General features: G+C 54.8%; 18 protein-coding genes. 8 read left to right on the plus strand and 10 right to left on the minus strand.

The window, feature by feature from the left end; genetic code table 11:
* Nucleotides 1–9 precede the first annotated feature (9 nt).
* The 5 genes from E8K79_RS19835 (at nt 10) to E8K79_RS19850 (ending at nt 4,211) form a co-directional block, all read left to right on the plus strand.
* Nucleotides 10–1,143, plus strand: a complete 1,134-nt coding sequence (locus E8K79_RS19835; RefSeq protein ID WP_136516270.1) for an HlyD family efflux transporter periplasmic adaptor subunit — start codon at nt 10–12, stop codon at nt 1,141–1,143.
* Between the two features lie 12 nt (nt 1,144–1,155).
* On the plus strand, nt 1,156–2,709 hold the full coding sequence (locus E8K79_RS19840; RefSeq protein ID WP_198419857.1) for a DHA2 family efflux MFS transporter permease subunit: 1,554 nt from the start codon (nt 1,156–1,158) through the stop codon (nt 2,707–2,709).
* A gap of 66 nt (nt 2,710–2,775) precedes the next feature.
* Nucleotides 2,776–3,228: a universal stress protein gene (locus tag E8K79_RS19845; protein ID WP_136516271.1), complete on the plus strand. Its 453-nt coding sequence runs from the start codon at nt 2,776–2,778 to the stop codon at nt 3,226–3,228.
* A 68-nt stretch (nt 3,229–3,296) separates the two neighbouring features.
* Complete coding sequence (locus E8K79_RS21640) at nt 3,297–3,428, plus strand: hypothetical protein (RefSeq protein ID WP_281276114.1); 132 nt, start codon at nt 3,297–3,299, stop codon at nt 3,426–3,428.
* 162 nt (nt 3,429–3,590) lie between these two features.
* Nucleotides 3,591–4,211 (plus strand): TetR/AcrR family transcriptional regulator, encoded by a 621-nt coding sequence (locus E8K79_RS19850; protein WP_136516272.1) that lies wholly within the window; start codon nt 3,591–3,593, stop codon nt 4,209–4,211.
* An 86-nt stretch (nt 4,212–4,297) separates the two neighbouring features.
* On the opposite strand, the gene E8K79_RS19855 is transcribed toward E8K79_RS19850, so the two are convergent.
* The 6 genes from E8K79_RS19855 to E8K79_RS19880 form a co-directional block, all read right to left on the minus strand.
* Entirely contained in the window at nt 4,298–5,323 is a 1,026-nt protein-coding gene (locus E8K79_RS19855; protein WP_136516273.1) for a hypothetical protein, read from the minus strand.
* A 13-nt stretch (nt 5,324–5,336) separates the two neighbouring features.
* Nucleotides 5,337–5,774 (minus strand): DUF4124 domain-containing protein, encoded by a 438-nt coding sequence (locus E8K79_RS19860; RefSeq protein ID WP_136516274.1) that lies wholly within the window; start codon nt 5,772–5,774, stop codon nt 5,337–5,339.
* A 273-nt stretch (nt 5,775–6,047) separates the two neighbouring features.
* Nucleotides 6,048–6,509, minus strand: a complete 462-nt coding sequence (locus tag E8K79_RS21400) for a hypothetical protein (protein ID WP_198419858.1) — start codon at nt 6,507–6,509, stop codon at nt 6,048–6,050.
* Nucleotides 6,510–6,691: 182 nt separating this feature from the next.
* Nucleotides 6,692–7,048, minus strand: coding sequence for a hypothetical protein (locus E8K79_RS19870; protein ID WP_136516275.1), 357 nt, complete (start codon nt 7,046–7,048; stop codon nt 6,692–6,694).
* A gap of 50 nt (nt 7,049–7,098) precedes the next feature.
* Nucleotides 7,099–8,097 carry a HAMP domain-containing sensor histidine kinase gene (locus E8K79_RS19875; protein WP_162604736.1) on the minus strand — a complete coding sequence of 333 codons (999 nt, stop codon included), beginning with the start codon at nt 8,095–8,097 and terminating at the stop codon, nt 7,099–7,101.
* Nucleotides 8,097–8,804 carry a response regulator gene (locus E8K79_RS19880; RefSeq protein WP_136516277.1) on the minus strand — a complete coding sequence of 236 codons (708 nt, stop codon included), beginning with the start codon at nt 8,802–8,804 and terminating at the stop codon, nt 8,097–8,099. Before E8K79_RS19880 ends, E8K79_RS19875 begins: the two co-directional genes overlap by 1 nt.
* 169 nt (nt 8,805–8,973) lie before the next feature.
* Between E8K79_RS19880 and E8K79_RS19885 the strand changes: the two genes are divergently transcribed.
* Together E8K79_RS19885 and E8K79_RS19890 are read left to right on the plus strand one after the other, a co-directional pair.
* On the plus strand, nt 8,974–9,399 hold the full coding sequence (locus E8K79_RS19885) for a hypothetical protein (protein ID WP_135870987.1): 426 nt from the start codon (nt 8,974–8,976) through the stop codon (nt 9,397–9,399).
* A 68-nt stretch (nt 9,400–9,467) separates the two neighbouring features.
* Nucleotides 9,468–9,875, plus strand: coding sequence for a hypothetical protein (locus tag E8K79_RS19890; protein ID WP_136516278.1), 408 nt, complete (start codon nt 9,468–9,470; stop codon nt 9,873–9,875).
* Nucleotides 9,876–9,999: 124 nt separating this feature from the next.
* On the opposite strand, the gene E8K79_RS19895 is transcribed toward E8K79_RS19890, so the two are convergent.
* Together E8K79_RS19895 and E8K79_RS19900 are read right to left on the minus strand one after the other, a co-directional pair.
* A complete protein-coding gene (locus E8K79_RS19895; RefSeq protein ID WP_136516279.1) occupies nt 10,000–10,593 on the minus strand; it encodes a hypothetical protein in 594 nt (197 codons plus the stop codon).
* A gap of 137 nt (nt 10,594–10,730) precedes the next feature.
* On the minus strand, nt 10,731–12,701 hold the full coding sequence (locus E8K79_RS19900; RefSeq protein ID WP_136516280.1) for a DNA/RNA helicase domain-containing protein: 1,971 nt from the start codon (nt 12,699–12,701) through the stop codon (nt 10,731–10,733).
* Nucleotides 12,702–13,148: 447 nt separating this feature from the next.
* Here E8K79_RS19900 and E8K79_RS19905 point away from each other — a divergent pair, with 447 nt between their 5' ends.
* Nucleotides 13,149–14,546, plus strand: a complete 1,398-nt coding sequence (locus E8K79_RS19905; protein WP_136516281.1) for a hypothetical protein — start codon at nt 13,149–13,151, stop codon at nt 14,544–14,546.
* A gap of 111 nt (nt 14,547–14,657) precedes the next feature.
* On the opposite strand, the gene E8K79_RS19910 is transcribed toward E8K79_RS19905, so the two are convergent.
* Together E8K79_RS19910 and E8K79_RS19915 are read right to left on the minus strand one after the other, a co-directional pair.
* A complete protein-coding gene (locus E8K79_RS19910) occupies nt 14,658–15,290 on the minus strand; it encodes a LysE family translocator (protein WP_136516282.1) in 633 nt (210 codons plus the stop codon).
* Nucleotides 15,291–15,357: 67 nt separating this feature from the next.
* Nucleotides 15,358–16,176 (minus strand): AraC family transcriptional regulator, encoded by an 819-nt coding sequence (locus E8K79_RS19915; RefSeq protein ID WP_136516283.1) that lies wholly within the window; start codon nt 16,174–16,176, stop codon nt 15,358–15,360.
* Nucleotides 16,177–16,357: the final 181 nt, after the last annotated feature.

Genomic DNA, 16,357 nt, shown 5'->3' on the forward strand with positions numbered 1-16,357 from the left:
GATGCCGAAATGTCTGACACAAAGAAAGCAACTCCCACGGATGTGACCAAATCGAACCGTCGCAAGAAGCTCCTCATCGCACTCGCCGCAGTCGTCGTCATTTCGGGCGCGACCGCCTCGGCTTACGCCCTTTTGTACGGCTCTAACTTCATCTCCACCGACAACGCCTACACCGCCGTCGAGGTGGCCCAGGTTACCCCGTCGGTCGGCGGCACGGTGAGCCGCGTACTCGTGACCGATACCCAGGCGGTGAAGAAAGGGGATGTCCTGGTCGAGATAGATCCGACCGACGCGAGACTCGCACTTGCCCAGGCCGAAGCCGACCTCGGACGGGCCGTCCGGCGCGTCCAGGGCTTCATGGCCAACGACGGCAGCCTGAACGCCCAGATCACGGCGCGCGATGCCGACGAGAATCGCGCGGCGGCGCAGCTTGCCTCGGCAGAGGCGGACTTTGAGCGGGCGCAGATCGACCTGAAACGGCGCGAAGCGTTGTCCGCCTCCGGCTCCGTTTCCGGCGATGAACTGACACGGGCCCAGAACGCCTTTGCCGCCGCCAAGGCGAACCTCGATGCGACCCGGGCTGCCATCGCGCAGGCCCGCGCGAACAGAAGCACCGCGGTCAGCTCGCGCGAGGCCAACGCCGTCCTCATCGCCGGGACCACCGTGGAAAGTAACCCCGAAGTGGCGCTCGCCCGCGCAAGGCGCGACCAGGCGGCCGTCGACCTCGAGCGCACCGTCGTCAAGGCGCCGGTGGACGGCATTGTCGCCAAACGCCAGGTACAGGTGGGCCAGCGCGTCCAGGCGGGGATGCCCCTCCTCGCCGTCGTCCCCGTGACCGAGATGCACGTCGACGCGAACTTCAAGGAGGTCCAGCTCAAAAAGGTGCGCGTCGGCCAGCCGGTCACCCTGCATGCCGACATCTACGGCAAGGGGGTCACCTATCACGGCGTCGTCGAAGGCTTCTCCGGCGGCTCGGGATCTGCCTTCTCGGCCATTCCGGCGCAAAACGCCACCGGCAACTGGATCAAGGTGGTGCAGCGTCTTCCGGTCCGCGTGAAACTCGACCCGGCGGAACTGGGCATCAGCCCGCTCAAGGTCGGCCTTTCCATGACCGCCGAGATCGACACCCGCAGCAAGCGCTAACAGGACCTGAACATGCACGAGCAGACTTCATCGCACGCGCCTTCCGGCGCTGAAACCCAGCTCTCCGGCGGGATGCTCTGGATCGCGGCGATCATCCTCGCCGCCGCCAACTTCATCGCCGTTCTCAACATGACCATCGCCAACGTGGCGGTCCCAAACATCGCCGGAAGCCTCGGCGCGACCCTGAGCCAGGGGACCTGGGTCATCACCTCCTATGCCGTGGGCGAGGCGATCACGGTGCCGCTCACCGGATGGCTCTCCGCCCGGTACGGCGCGGTGCGCGTCTTCGTCTGGGCCATGGTCATGTTCGGCGTTTTCTCCGCCGTTTCGGGACTCGCGAACTCCCTGGGGCTCCTGGTCGTCGCCCGTATCTTCCAGGGTTTTTCCGGCGGGCCGCTCATGCCGCTCTCGCAAACCTTGCTGATGCGGATCTTCCCGAAAGAAAAGACCGCCGCCGCCATCGGCTTGTGGTCCATGACGACGCTTGTGGCACCGGTCCTCGGCCCGATCCTCGGCGGCTACTTCTGCGACGAGTACAGCTGGTCCTGGATCTTCTATATCAACCTCCCCATCGCCTTCGCCGGCGGCTTTTTCGCCTGGCAGCTCTTGCAAAGCTACCGCGAGCCGTTGCAGCGTAACCCGATCGACCGGATCGGCCTCGTGCTCCTCATCGTCTGGGTCGCCTCGCTGCAGCTCATGCTGGACGAAGGAAAGGATCTCGACTGGTTCGCCTCCACGAAGATCGTCACCCTGGCCATCGTCGCCGCGATCGCCTTCGCGGCCTTCCTCATCTGGGAATTCCACGAGGACCATCCCATCGTCGACCTGAGGGTGTTCCGCCACCGCGGCTTCACCGCATGCGTGCTCACCATAAGCCTCGCCTTCGCAGCATTCTTCGGGGCGAGCGTGTTGACCCCACTCTGGCTGCAAAACCTCATGGGGTACACGGCGACGAAGGCGGGCATCGCCACCGCGGGAACCGGGCTTGCCGCCTTTTTCGTCGCGCCCCTGGTCGCCCAGCTTTCGACCAGGGTGGACGCGCGAAAACTCGTCTTTGGCGGCGTCATCTGGCTCGGCATCGATACCATGTGGCGCACCGTCGCCAACACCGACATGACCATGTGGAACGTCGCCCTGCCGCTCATATTCATGGGCTTTGGGCTGCCGTTCTTCTTCATCCCGACCACCGGACTCGCGCTTGCCAGCGTCGAAGATCGCGAGATGGACTCCGCCGCGGGGCTTATGAACTTCCTGCGCACCCTTTCCGGCGCGTTCGCCACCTCGGTCGTCACCACCACCTGGGGAAACCAGATCACGCGCAACCACGCCGAGCTGGTAGGTCTTGCCGACGGCGACCAAAGCGTAAGGGGCATGTTCGAGGCCTCCGGCGCCCCCGGCGACGCGGTGAACCAGGTCATCGACTACATGATCACCGGCCAAAGCGTCATGCTGGCGACGAACCAACTCATGCTCGCCATCGGTCTCGCCTTTTTCATCGCCGCCTCCGTCATCTGGCTTGCCCCGAAACCGACCCGCGTGGTGGACCCGTCCGCCGGGGGACACTAGGGTAGGGGGGCGCGAACCCTGGCGGCAAATAGTTCCCGTCGTCATAGAAAAAGGAAAGGAAAAACCATGTTCAAACACATCCTCGTACCAACCGATGGTTCGCCGCTCTCTGTCGACGCCGTCGTGCGTGCAGTCTCTTTCGCCCGTGAAGCCGGGGCACGCATAACCTTTTTCTGCGCCGTGCAGCCGTGGCCCAAGATGTACTACGGTGAGGGGGCGATCTTCGACCCGCATCTGCCGGCAAGCTTCCGCGAAGCGATGCAATGCACCGCCGAGGACGTCCTGCACGACGCGGAGCGGCGGGCCCGGGAAGCGGGCGTCGACTGCGACAAACTGACGCTGCTAAGCGAAGAGCCGTATCAGGCGATCATCGAGGCGGCCAAGCGAAGCGAATGCGACCTCATCTTCATGGCGTCGCACGGCAGAAGAGGCGTCAAGGCGCTGGTTTTGGGAAGCGAAACGCAGAAGGTGCTCACCCATTCCTGCATTCCGGTTCTCGTGCATAGAAGCGAAGCGTAGCAGGCGGCAAAGGCGGAAGGCATCGGTTCAGGTGGACAGCAATCGGTAGGGGAGTAATGGGGACTTCCATGGAAACAACGAGGCTTTGGTTTTACATCGTGATCGCCCTTGTCGTGCTCTCCATTTTCGATGTCATTGTCGTGGCCGGATCCGGGCAGGATCTCCTTGGGAACATCGTGCGCCTGCTCTTCAGGCATTGAGGCGGTATGCTGGCGAAGATCATCATACTGGGAAACGTCATTTCCTGGGCCGTACTGGTCCTCATCTGCTTTCTGCCGCGGAAGAAATGAATCATTTGGAGCCGGTCGTGAAATGTGCTATTGCTCATGCTAATAAAACCCGCGAGGAGAACCGACGATAGCATGGCCAAGAAGACGGACGCGAAAAGGCAGCATATCATGACGGTGGCGGCCCAGGCTTTCCAGGAACTTGGGTTCGGCCGGACCACTATGTCGGAGATCTGCACCCGGGTGGGCGGTTCGAAAGCCACTCTCTACAACTATTTCGCCTCGAAAGAGGAGCTCTTCTTCGAGATCATGAACCTCTCCACCGAGGCGGAATTCGAGGCGGTGCACTCCGCGATCGACCCGTCGACGGAAAACATCGCCGCTTCGCTGCGCAACTTCGGGGAGCGCCTGCTCACCGTCCTTTATTCCCCCGAAGTCCGTGCGAGCAGGCATCTGGCGATATCGGAGTCTGGCCAGACGGAGCTTGGGCGCCTTGTGTACGAGCGCGGGGTGCTGCGCAGTCAGAAGGTAATGGCGGACTTCATCAGGGCCGCGATGAGTCAGGGGAAGCTGCGTCAGGCCGACCCCGTGGTGGCAACGAAGCATTTGCACAGCCTGCTGGAAGCGGAACTGATCGACCGCTTTCTCTTTCAGCTCTCCGGAGCGATCAGCAAAGAGGAAATCAAGGCAGTCACCGCCCGCGCCATAGAGGTCTTCATGGCCGCGTACGGAGCGGCGGCCGCGCTTAAAACGTGAAAGGCTCCGGTCGACGCATGATGCGAAGGACCGAAGCCTTGGTGGTTTTACAGGCAGGGTGCCTGATGTGCGGGCGTACCTATCTCCTACAAACGCTTGTTCAGCGCGGTAAAGTACTGCTGCTGGTATCTTACCGCTCTGGGGCGGTCCGGGTTGCGATACAATAGCTTCGGTTCTCTGGTCCCTTTCATCATCTTCAGTAGGGCCGACTCCCGTTCCGCCATCTGGTAGTTCGCGGTCTCTTTTACATAATCATCGATTCGCTTCTCCACGAGTTGTGCACGCCATTGTCCAGGCCTCAACGCGTTTCTGTTCATGACGATTTGCCACTCGTCATAGTCCTTTATCCGCGCCTCAAGGTCCAGAGTAGGCTTCATGGAAAGACTGAGCGATTTGACCAGGAACTGCTGCCTGGGCGGCGTGCTGGTCTTGTTCCCGTTCGCGGCCTCCCATATAGAAGTCCACAGCTCCGCCGTCTTGGTCACCAGCTGTTTGTACCTGATCGAGTCCTTGGTGAACTTGTTGATCGTGTAGATCTGGCTTACGATATCCGATCGCTTCTGCTCCTTATATCCGTAAAACTCGATGATATATTCGTTGTTCTCCTGCTTTATGAACTTCTGCATCCTCTTTTCCATGCTTTTGCCGGTCTTGTCCCGCTGATCCAGGTTTGCCACCTCAAAGAGACTCTGCACCATGTCCGCGAGCTCGGCAACCATCCGGTCGTTGTCCTTCGCCTTGATTGCCGTCACCGCCCTGGCGCACCGGTTACTGATGTTCTTCTCGGAGAAATAACCCGGCTGGATCATCAGTTTCCAGTAGTCGTGGCGCAGAACGAACCTGCTTTTGGCGATGAAGTCATCGTAGCGCGGCGAGATCACATCCACCATTTCCGCGGGAAGCAGAAAAAGGATGTCGTCGGCGAACCTGTCGAAGATGTCCACCGGAAACTTCTCGTGAATGATGGCCCCGGTTTCCTGGTCGAGCTTTATTATGATCGGCTGGGTTGCACCGGTGGTGACCAACAGATCATCCTCTTTTGAGTCGGCAAAACTGTTGGCAGCGGTAAAGAGGCTCACAAAAAGTAGGACGAATAGTAGGAGTCTGTTCATTTAGCACCCTTCTTTATCTGTATCTCAAAGCGTTGTTTAGTTCTTCATAGGCCTCACCGTACGCTGCGGTGCTGTCGTTCCCTAGCTCCTCATTGCAGTCCACCACCGCATAGCGGTAGGCGACATTGGCGGTATACCCCTGCAGCCGGTATTCGGCCCTTTTGTAGGCAACGCACTGGTCCAGCTCGGTGTATCTCGCCTTTCCTTTTATGTTGACCTTGTATTTGTTCTTGAGAGGGTTCTCTGCTGTTTCCTGTTGGTCCTGAACAGGCGTCAGATCCTTGGTAGCCACGACCCTCACGCGCTTTGCTCCCTTGGGGATCGTGCTTTTATCGTTGGTGTAGTGTGTGCCGTTCTTGTCTTCCCACGAGTAGAAGTTGTCCGCTGCAAGGGAAGGGCGTGCCACGGCAATTAGCAGCAACAGAGCTATCAACAATCTCAGCGTTTCCATGAGGCAGTACCTTTTTGCATGCGCACTGTGTGAACGAGAGGAAAATCAGTCTCTAAGGATGGAATACATATATCTTAATTTGTTATAAATTTCCAGGAAATAATTAAATATGATCAATGCCTTGTAGGAAATTCGGTGTGATGGGAATGGAGTTTTTTCAATGAGTGCAGGCGGGGAGGCTGGTTCCGGTGGACGCCTTAAAACGCGAAAGGCTCCGACCGACGCATGACGCGCCAACCGGAGCCTTGGTGATCCCACTCGTTTCAGCTTTTCTTATTTAGCTGCAGGCACCGTAGAGGTTTTGATAGCCTCGACATCAGCCTTGGCCTTTTCCTTGGCAGCCTTTGCATCAGCTTTTGCTTTGGCTTTGGCCTCTTTTGCTTCCTTAGCCTTAGCTTCCTTGGTTTCCTTAGCTTTTGCCGCCGCATCAGCCTTTGCTTTCGCCTTGGCCTCTTTGGCCTCCTTAGCCTTGGCAGCCGCATCAGCCTTCGCTTTTGCTTTAGCCTCTTTTGCTTCCTTGGCCTTAGCAGCGGCATCAGCTTTTGCCTGCGCCTTAGCTGCTTTTGCGTCAGTTACCTTTGCCGCAGCGGCATCGACACCTTTTTGTACGTCACCAGCGGCGGTGGTTACCGCAGCGGGGACATAAGACGGGGTCGCAGCATCAGCAGCAAACACAACAGCGGCAAAGGAGATGGCAGCCAGGCCGGCAACCAATGCGGACAGAACTTTCTTCATGTGTAATACCTCCGGATATTTTTGGATGACATCACAATGGCGGGCCGGAGCGCATCTTCTGTCAGAGAGTGGGATCAGTCTTGGCGCGATGAAGACACTTTGGGAGTTTACCGGTGGCGGGCACATCGTGATGCTATTGAGGTATACCCATTTAACACACAAGTCAATAGGGTGAGTTGTCTTTAAGGCACAGTCCAATCAAAACTCTGCATCCAATTCATCCCTCCGTCACCGCCGTCGGAACCGTTGTACTTGTAGGTGAACTTCAGCGTCATGCCTTGTTCCAGACGGTCCGGAAGCTTAACAGAAAAAGGAAAGGTTTGATCCTGTTTGACCTGGCGCGGGATGACGAAGCACGCCTTGCGTGCCCCGGCCTTGCCCGCCGCGTCGACCACGGCGATCCAGATCTCGATCCCCTCCATGAAAGCGTAGCGGACGTTCATCCCCACGCCCTCCACGACCGATGCACCACCCTCGTGCCTTACTTCCCAGGCGAGGGTCAGGTCAAACTGCGCATAACGATAGGGTAGGTCGATCATAGGTGCACCTTTCACATCGTTTGCTTCTTGCGAAGCTTTCCTCTTCCCGTCTAGATCACCGGCAGCCGGACCCATACCTGGAATCCTTCCGGCACATTTTTAGCCCCAACCTCCCCGTGGTGCAAGCCAATAATCTTTTTCACAATGGCAAGCCCGAGACCTGTGCCGTCGCTATGGGAAGTTGCACCCCGGTAGAACGGCTCGAAGATGGAGTGTAACTCCGCTGCGTCAAGCGGCGCAAAGGTGTTGGTGAACTCGATGATGACGCCGCCGTTCTTTCTGGAAGTAACAGCGATCGCGCCGCCGGGATCGGTGTATCTAAGAGCGTTCTCCAGGAGATTCTTGAATGCCGACCGCAGCCACTCCCTGTCGCCTGCAACCAGGACCGAGCTGTCCAGAGCCAGCGTCATGGCGATCTGCTTGGAACGCGCAAACGGCTTCAGCGTTCTCGCCAGGTCGTCCAAAATCTCCGCCAGCCTCACCTCGTCGGCCATCGGCAGGGGCTCCAACAAATCGACCTTGGAGAATTCCAGAATCCGTCCGATCATTTTGTCCGCCTCCTCGATGTCCTCCCACATCGTCTGCAGCATGTTGCGGGCATCCCCACTGTCCCCCCTGTCGAGCGCGTCTTTCAGGCATTCCCCCGCGATGCGGATCCGGGCCAGCGGGCTGCGCATCTCGTGGGAGACGTTCGCCATCAGCTCCTTCCCCCCACGGACCATAGACTCCACCTTTTCGGCCATGATATTGAACGCGTTGACGAGATCTTTGCCCACCATATGTCTTTCGCCCAGCAGTTCCGCCCGGGCGGAGAGGTTTCCCGCGGCAAGGCGAAGGGCCGATTCCTCAAGGCGCTCCAGCGGCTTCGTTATGTGTACGGAGCTCGGCACGGCCATGAGTGAGAAGAACGCTCCGATGAGCCCAAGCCCGGCGCCGAAAATCCAGGGGGCGGCATTTCCGTATTTGACCACCAGGACGAACAACAGGAACACCAGCGCCATGGCCATGACGACCGCGCTTATCCAGTGCAGGATTAACAATCTACGCATCATGCATCCACCTCGAACATGTAACCCGAACCCCACACCGTCTTGATGCAGCGCTTCCCGCCGGACACCGCCTCCGTCTTACTGCGCAGCTTGCTGATATGCACGTCGATACTCCGGTCGAACGCGCCGAACTCCTTGCCGCGGGCGAAGTTCAGCAGCTCGTCACGGGTTAGAACCATCCCGGGGCGGGTCATCAGCGCATCCAATAGCTTGAACTCGGTCAAGGAGAGCTCCGCCTCCGCGCCTCCAGCGGAGACAGTGCGCCTGCTGCGGTTCAACACGAAGCAGCCTGCCACGATCGTTTGCGCGTGAGCCTGCTCCCCGGCTTTCGGCAGGGATCGTCGCAGCACCGCGTTGATCCTGGCGAGAAGCTCTCGCGGGTTGAAAGGCTTCGGCAGGTAGTCGTCGGCGCCAAGCTCCAAGCCGTAGATGCGATCCTGGTCTTCGCCCTTCGCCGTCAGCATTATTACCGGAACTTCTGACTCCTTGCGGATGCGTTCGAGCACCTGCAGCCCGTTCTCACCCGGCATCATGACGTCAAGAATCACCGCGGCCGGTTCATCTGCCGCAATGGCTTCGCAAACCTCGTGACCGTCCCCAAACTCGCGCACCTGGAACTCGTTTTCGCTAAGGAACTTCGCCAGAAGCTTTCGCAATTTGGCGTCGTCGTCCACCAGGAAAACAAGCTTTCCGCCCCGCTGGCTCATGTACATCCTCCTCCTGCCGATATGACGGTTCTATCAGCTTTCGCCGGGACCTGGCCGTTTTTTACACTTTTTTTACAACCGCCCCATACTTTTTTTACATCTTAACAGTATTGTCCCGATATCGCGAAGCTGTCGCGAAGGCAGGAATCAAAACAACGGGGAGATAAAGATGAAGATGCGGTGGAAAGGGGTTGTTGCCATAGTTGCGGTGGTGTCGGTCGGGATGCTCTCGGCATGCAAACATGGGCACCATGGGTGTGATCCGAAGATGCTGAAGGAGCACGTGGATGCCAAGCTCAAAGACATCGGGGCGAGCGGCGAACAACGGGCTAAGATCGGCGGCATCACCGACGGTATCGTTGCCGACCTACAGGAACTTCAGCAAAAGAACAAGGGGATCAGCCAGAAGTTCATCGGCTGCCTCCTGCTGGACAAGCCCAACAGTCAATGGCTGCACGCGACGGTGGACGAGAAGGCGCAGGAGCTTGTCGCCTTCGCCCATCGCACCGTGGACAGGCTAATCGACGTCAGCGGCAACCTGACCCCGGAGCAGCGTGCGGAACTGAGGCAGCGTGTGGCAGAGAAAGCGAAGTAGTTATCCGAGATCCGGAACATTTGGGAGAATTCTGCCCCATAGCGCAGAAATGCAAAAGGAGATAGAGAATGAGTATCGAAGTGAGTGAAGAAATCATCCGTAACTTCCATCTTTTCTGGGATAACTACCCGGCACCGGTCATGCTGGTGCACAAGAGCCGCAACATCATCGCTGCCAACAAGATTGGACAGGAGATCGGCTGCCCTGTGGGGGGAAGGTGCGTCGACATCGGCGAGAAGAAGCATCATGCCTCTTGCAAGGCAAACAGGGCACTCCAGGAGAGGACGGGGGTGCGCGATGTCGCTTACGTGGAACACCTTGGACAAGTGGTAGATGGGTACTGGATTCCGCTGGCGGGCGTGGAAGACGTCTACGTCCATTTCGGCAACGACATCACCGAGTGGGCGGCGGAGCGGCTGGTCCCCAAGAAAGAGGAATGCAGCGGCACCGATTGCGGTTCCTGTTCCGCGGCATAAGAAGAAGCGACGTTGCAGCAATCGCTGTAGCGTCGTGTTTACCGCTGACGGTAGACGGAAGAACGCAGATGCACAGTTGTGTGATGGATTCCGGGCTCATGGCCACTCTTGCCATGGCTAACGATCATGGGAAGGCTTCCCAGGTCGTCTTGAATATTTTTTGAAATTGAAGTGGAGCGATGGTACATCCGTCCAGAAGGGTGTCGAAGTTCAAGGTGAAGCCGCTGATGTCGTTCAGGTCGAACCTGAACTTGGCTTTTACAAAGAGATATTTGGAGGAGTTCTCATAAGTCATGACATCTATGGGTTTGAAGATGTCAGTATTCGTCCTGATGTTGAGGCTTATATTCTTCGAACTGAGAACCTTTGTTTTCGCCGTTTCTTTGGGGTAAAGCCACAGCCATATGGAAAACTCTTCGCGTAGCTTATCGTTGCCGCCAAGGTTGAAAATTGGGAAGATTGGCAGGAAAAGCGGGCCGACGGAGTAGGTATAGTCATAAATGACTTCAGATAAGGCTTCGACGGTTATCGCTTCACATGGGTAGGTATAAGCGGGAGGGCGGTTGCGGGAAGCGCTGCTGTTGCTCTTTGCCCATTTATCCCCCTCACTCGGGGCGAGGTATCCCCATTTCATCAAAGCAGAACATCCAGTGCAGGTGAACAGGAAGGCTGCTAAAAATGTAACTGCAAAACCCCTCCGGAGCATGCCCTCGCTCATAGATCACCTCCGTCCCCTGTCCATTCCAGGGCACACCCTTAAGACCTACCTTTGTTGCTTGGACCGTTTCCTTTGTCTTTTAAAGTCCACGTAAGTCTAAGGGTACCAAATGCAGAGGTTATTGCTTTAAATACCTGTCAGCTAACGTACTGGTAAGTAACGCTCCCTTCCTCCCCGGGTGCTTTGAGTTCCGTGAAGCCGCACTGCTTCAAGTACCAGTAAGTCTCCTTCATTTTATCTGCGATCGGTGGAATGAAAATGAGGCAGCCATCCCTGCCTCGGGTAAGAAGAACGCGGTAAGCATTAAGCCTTAGCTTCATGGCATCGACAATTCTCGCCTTATCTTGATAGCCGCTTGCATGCCTGTTGGTCCATTTCCCAGCTTCGCGGATAAAATCAGTACCCCATGCGAGAAGGCAGCAGTCGAGTTCCAACCCTTGAGATCCGAATTCCGTGGCCACTGATTCTAGCGCCGTACAAGATCCAGCGCTTCCTTTAGGCTCCGTGTACCAAACACCAAACTTTCCGAGACGAACCTCATTTGGACTTTTGAAACCTTTAGGGACACCGTAGTTTTGCAATTCCTTGTCCTTAGAGGACGCGACCATTCCATAACGTGCATCCCTGTTTTGGTTATAGCGGTCGTGCAGGTACTGCTTCGCCAGCGTCAAGTTGTGCGTCATGCGCAAGTTGTAGCCATGTTGTTCCAACTTTTTGCTTATAACCATTGCCCTGTCAGCGTCACCACTCAAAAGAGAGCTGACAAACTCGTATAGCTGGGTCGCCAGGTGGAATCGGATCGTCACCAACAACTCAAGCTTATCCGTGCAGAAAACGCGCGGAAGGGTTTCAAAATGAGGGGCAATGTCTGGACTGTCAGGAAGGTAGATGTCCCACTGATCCGACAACTTAGCCTTTTTTATGGCGTCCATCCATTGTCCAATACCTGCCTCCTCTCCGATGTGTATTTCTTGTCCTGAGCCTATCAGACCAACAACCACACACCATTCCGGAACACGCTCAGCAAACTGGACGAAGAGTTCCGGTTCTGAGAGCCCTTTGAATTCAGACGGCATGTCCTTGTGCTTAAGATCCACCTGGGCCGCATCGAAGGCGCGTTGAGCCTCGTCGTAGATGAGAACGTGCTGTGGCGGGATCAGACTGCTTTTTCTAGTGAAGGTTTTGACGTACTCATGTACGCCTCGCACAAAAGCCTTACCATCTCCTCCTGCTGCACGCAGCTCATACTGAAGCACCTCTACCAAGGGACCGTTCCCCGAAAGAAATACAGCCGGTGCTGTTGGTTTCTCTCCGTTCTCACGGACAACAGCTAAGTCGTCCAGGTATTTTGCATGGGCCAGTTGGAGACCTACCAGCGTCTTACCGGCGCCAGGAACACCACATATCAAAATCAAGGCGCGTCTTTTCCTGCAGGCCGTTTCGTGAACAATGGCAGAGCATTTTTCTATGGTAGGTTCCGTTGCAACAGCAGCACGGTGGATTCTCTTGAGGGTCCCGCAATTAAACAACTCACGAGCCGCCTTAATCAGTGAGGGTAAGGGGCGATAGGAATCTGCAGCTAAGAATGCTGCGCTAGCTGGGACAACGCTACCCACGCACATAGCGTCTTCACAACTCCGCGTGAGGCGGTCGGGGCCGATGACCTGAACTTCCCCTTGCTTAGGAAGAGCGCCCGCGGCGCGGGTGAGTACGAGCAGGCAATGCACAGGGACTTCGGAGCATGCTCGATGATACGCTCGCAGATCACGAGCGTATGCCGCAGCTTGGTCGACATCAGCCTGGGAGGCGAAAGACTTCCCCTTAAACTCCAGCACAACAACACCTCCTTCCAGAAGAAAAATCGCGTCAACACGTCGCTCTTCCAAAGGAATTACGTACTCAAGGAGTACGCTTGCAGTCTCCGCGAGGATAGGGCTTCGGCTCAAGAGTTCTTTTATCGAAACCTTGAGGATGCGTATGGAATCGCGCCATGCTCTTATCTGCCCTTCGTCCGCGTCAGGAACAAAGCTTTTAAGGCGGTCAATGATTGTCGAGGTTTCACAATCCAAGAAGTTAGAAAAAGTTTCTGCATAACCTGCTTGAGCCATAGCAATATCTCCAAATCAGGGCCTGTAGTATCGCATGGTTTATATCATAAAACTTTAATGATTAGAAATGGAAAACGGGATGGTGCTCAATCGAGACAACATCTCACCTTTTTCTGCTTTCCGCCCGCCGCGCCATCGACAGATCCCAGAAAATGACGGTTAGGACCATCCATAAGCCATAACATGGCTGGATCACTTGTGTGTTTTGGGAGTGTAGGTCCCGGGCGTAAACTACTAAGGTTTTGGCACACCGAAGGCCGAACGAGTGTATTTCGCCTGGTTGGAGGCGTACAACTGCCGGCTTGTTTAAATCATATGTTCGGTTATATTAGTAAAACTTAAAAATAGGTCTTATGATCCATGTTGTAGGGGGTAGGTGACCGCGTGGGTCGGCTCCGCACTCGGTCTGCCTGGCGGGCAGAATAAACCTTAACAGAGGAGGAGGTAATGAACCGAAAAAATGTATCCTGTCTCGTTATTGGAATGCTTGCGTTTAACCTCAGTGCTTGTGCAGGTGGGCACATCAACACGGAAAAGTATATAGGTAAACACAGGTTATATGCAGACTTGGAAAAGGTGCGGGATACTGAATTTAAGCTAACTAAGTTGGGTACTGATGCCTCATTGCCAATAGTAGTTAACGATTTATCAACTACAATGGACACCCGTGAACACTACTGTGGTACTTACAGCTTTAATTCTCCGATAAAGAAAAATCAAGTGTTCTGTACTCAGGAACATTTATTTAGGCGTACGAAGGTAGACAAAGGAGTAACTGTTGCTGGTACGATACTTACGGCAGGTACTGGAGCTTTGATGGGTATGAATAGTAAAGTCAGCTGCTTCGATTTCGAATCTTACAATCAGGCTGTTAGATCTGCAATTAAAGAAAGTGACCGTATCAAGTACATATCAAAATTTGATGAGTTTGTGGTGGCAAATCAACAGCTTGCTGAAAAACATATAGAAAATGAGAAGACATTAGATGACGGATACACCCAGCTTTATGATAAGCACTATAATATTTATTTAAATAATACAGCAGATACAAAAATCAAACTTACAATAGATGACAAATCCGGATTTTATGACGGGTCTATAACACCAAACATGCTTCTTTCCATGAAACAAAATGATTTAAAAATACAAAAGCTGTCTTTGCCGCCACTGAAACATTCCTTTACATCTACCGTAGATGCTTTTGAAGAAACAATGGCTGATATTTTGCGATGCAATAACCAATCTATTATTTCAGAAAATTCTGTTATCAAAGATGAGCATAGTAAATATTCAGAGTTCTTAAAAAAGAAAACATCTTACCTTTTAATTGCCAATAAAAATATAAATAACCTTAACAACTACAACATTGCTGTTTCAACCCCAGATACTGTAGAAATAAATCATGAAGGGGAAACTGTTGTAAATGTGATGATGAAAATACATTCCAAGAATTTTCCGAATGTGCGGCCTAGATTTGTAATGAACGACAAAAACCTGCAATTTACTTTTGACGGTAAAATAGCAACGTTGAAAAATATGACCAAACAATACGTAAAAGTGGAAAATATTTCAATTTATTATAATAATAAAGTCATAACAATTCCGTTTGCAACAGATTTAGCACCCGAGTCCTATAAAGAAGATCTGTTTTTAGCTAACGAATTATTTTCTAAGATTGAACCACTAAATAATTATTTAGATATGACAGCTTTAAAAGCTCAAAAACTCACCGTCTCTTATGGTTATGCAGTCAGGTATCATGTGGTCGAAACTAATTTGAACAACACTCTTTACAAGACATCAAAATTCCCCCTTCTGAAGATTTTAACAGCTGAAGGGCGTTAGGTTTCATCGAAATGGCCGTTGCGGGGGCGTATTGAATTTGGGATTTAAGAGTGTGCCCATTCCTTATAATCTCAAATCACAGTACGTCCCCGAAATTTATCCTTGCAATCGCTACCCACCTCGAACCAGCAGAACTGCCCCCAGAAGAAGCAGCGCCCCTCCCGAGCACTTCTCGATCCAATGCGTGTGGCGGTCGAGACGACATCTCACTTTTTCGCTCCCCGCCAGCTGTGCAATAGAGAGATCCCAAAAGAAGACGGCGAGAACCATCCATAAGCCATAAGAGGCCTGAATCGGCGGTGGCGTGTCGCGGCTTACCATCACAGTGAAGAGGCTGAGATAGAAGACGGCATTTTTCGGGTTGAGGATGGCCGAGAGAAAGCCGGCGGCGAACTGCCTGCGCCGATTGGTGCCGGACGATTCCGCCTCAGGTTCAAGCGGTGAGGAGTCCTGGCGCCGCGGCGCCTTCAGCAGCATCACTCCCAGGTAAACCAGATACAGAGCTCCTGCGGTTCTGAGCGCCGTGAAGAGCAGCGGAGTCTCCTTGATAAACGCGAACCCGGTGAGGGCAAGTAGGATGTAAGCGCCGTTTGCCGCAGCGATGCCTGCACAAAGCCCCGTAGCCCGCGAAGCCCCCTCCCTGACGGAAGTTCCCACGATGAGAAAGAAGTCTGGCCCCGGACTGATCAGGGCCAGGAAGTGCGCCATTGCAAGCGCTGCGAATTCGACAAAATACTTGGACATGCGGCCTCCCGAGCTTTTCGGAGGAGGTTAGCGCATTTAGTGGGGAGAAATATTGTGCGAAATTGACTTAATTCCCGGGTCTGAGCTGGTACTGGCGGGGTGTAGCGGCGACGATGCGCCGGAAGGTTTTGTGGAAGTGGCTTTGATCGGCGAATCCCGTCTCCGCCGCGACGCTGGCAGGCGCCATCCCCTCGAGCAGCAGTCGCTTCGCCCTTTCGATGCGGGCATTCAGCATGAAGGCATGAGGCGGGAGTCCGACCGCCTGTTTGAAGGTGCGCAGCAGGTGATACGGGTTACAACGAAAGACGACCGCAAGATCCTGTAGCGTGATATTCAGATCCGCTCGCTGCTCCAGGTACTCCTTTACCTCCCGAACGATCCCGTCCCGCACCTCGACCGTAGCCGGGAGTTCCAGGTCGCAGGTACTGGTAAACAGTTCGCTAACGAATTGCGTTGCCCTCTCGGCCTTTTCCAACGGAAGGGCGTCGCCGGCCAGGATTTTCGTGAGCTCGAGAAAGGAGTCGTAGAGTGTGCGGTTATCCAAAAGAAACTCGGCAGGCGGAATGAAGTGTCCCTGTCTGCCGAAGAGCGCCTCCTGGATCGAGCTGCACCACGCCGCATCGAAGTAGGCCATCAGGTAGGAGCGCGCGCCTCCTTCAGGAGGGTTGCAACTGTGCACTGTTTCGGGAGAGAAGAGCGCCAGCAGACCGGGCGACAGGACGCATGTCTGGTCCCTCACCGTCATAACTGCCGTTCCCTCCGTGACCGCACCGACGCAGAACTCCCTGTGGCAGTGAGCTTTGTAACTCTCCTCGCTTCGGCGGGTACGTCTCACCTCTACGATCGGAACACTTGCGTCATTCCAGAAGGAATGTGAGGCTTTCATCTATCGCGTCTCTCCGGTCATCGCAAAAGGTGCAAGGGTGTCAGCGATGGTGTAAAAATACCCCCCTGTGGTAATTGAAAAGTACCCCCCTTACATCAGAGGGAGGGGAAAATGATTCACCCAGGAGAGCTTCAGGCGCAAGATGCCCTTCAGCAGACTGTCATGCTGGAGGGGACCATGG

The organism is Geomonas edaphica (assembly GCF_004917075.1).
GTDB classification, from domain to species: Bacteria; Desulfobacterota; Desulfuromonadia; order Geobacterales; family Geobacteraceae; genus Geomonas; species Geomonas edaphica.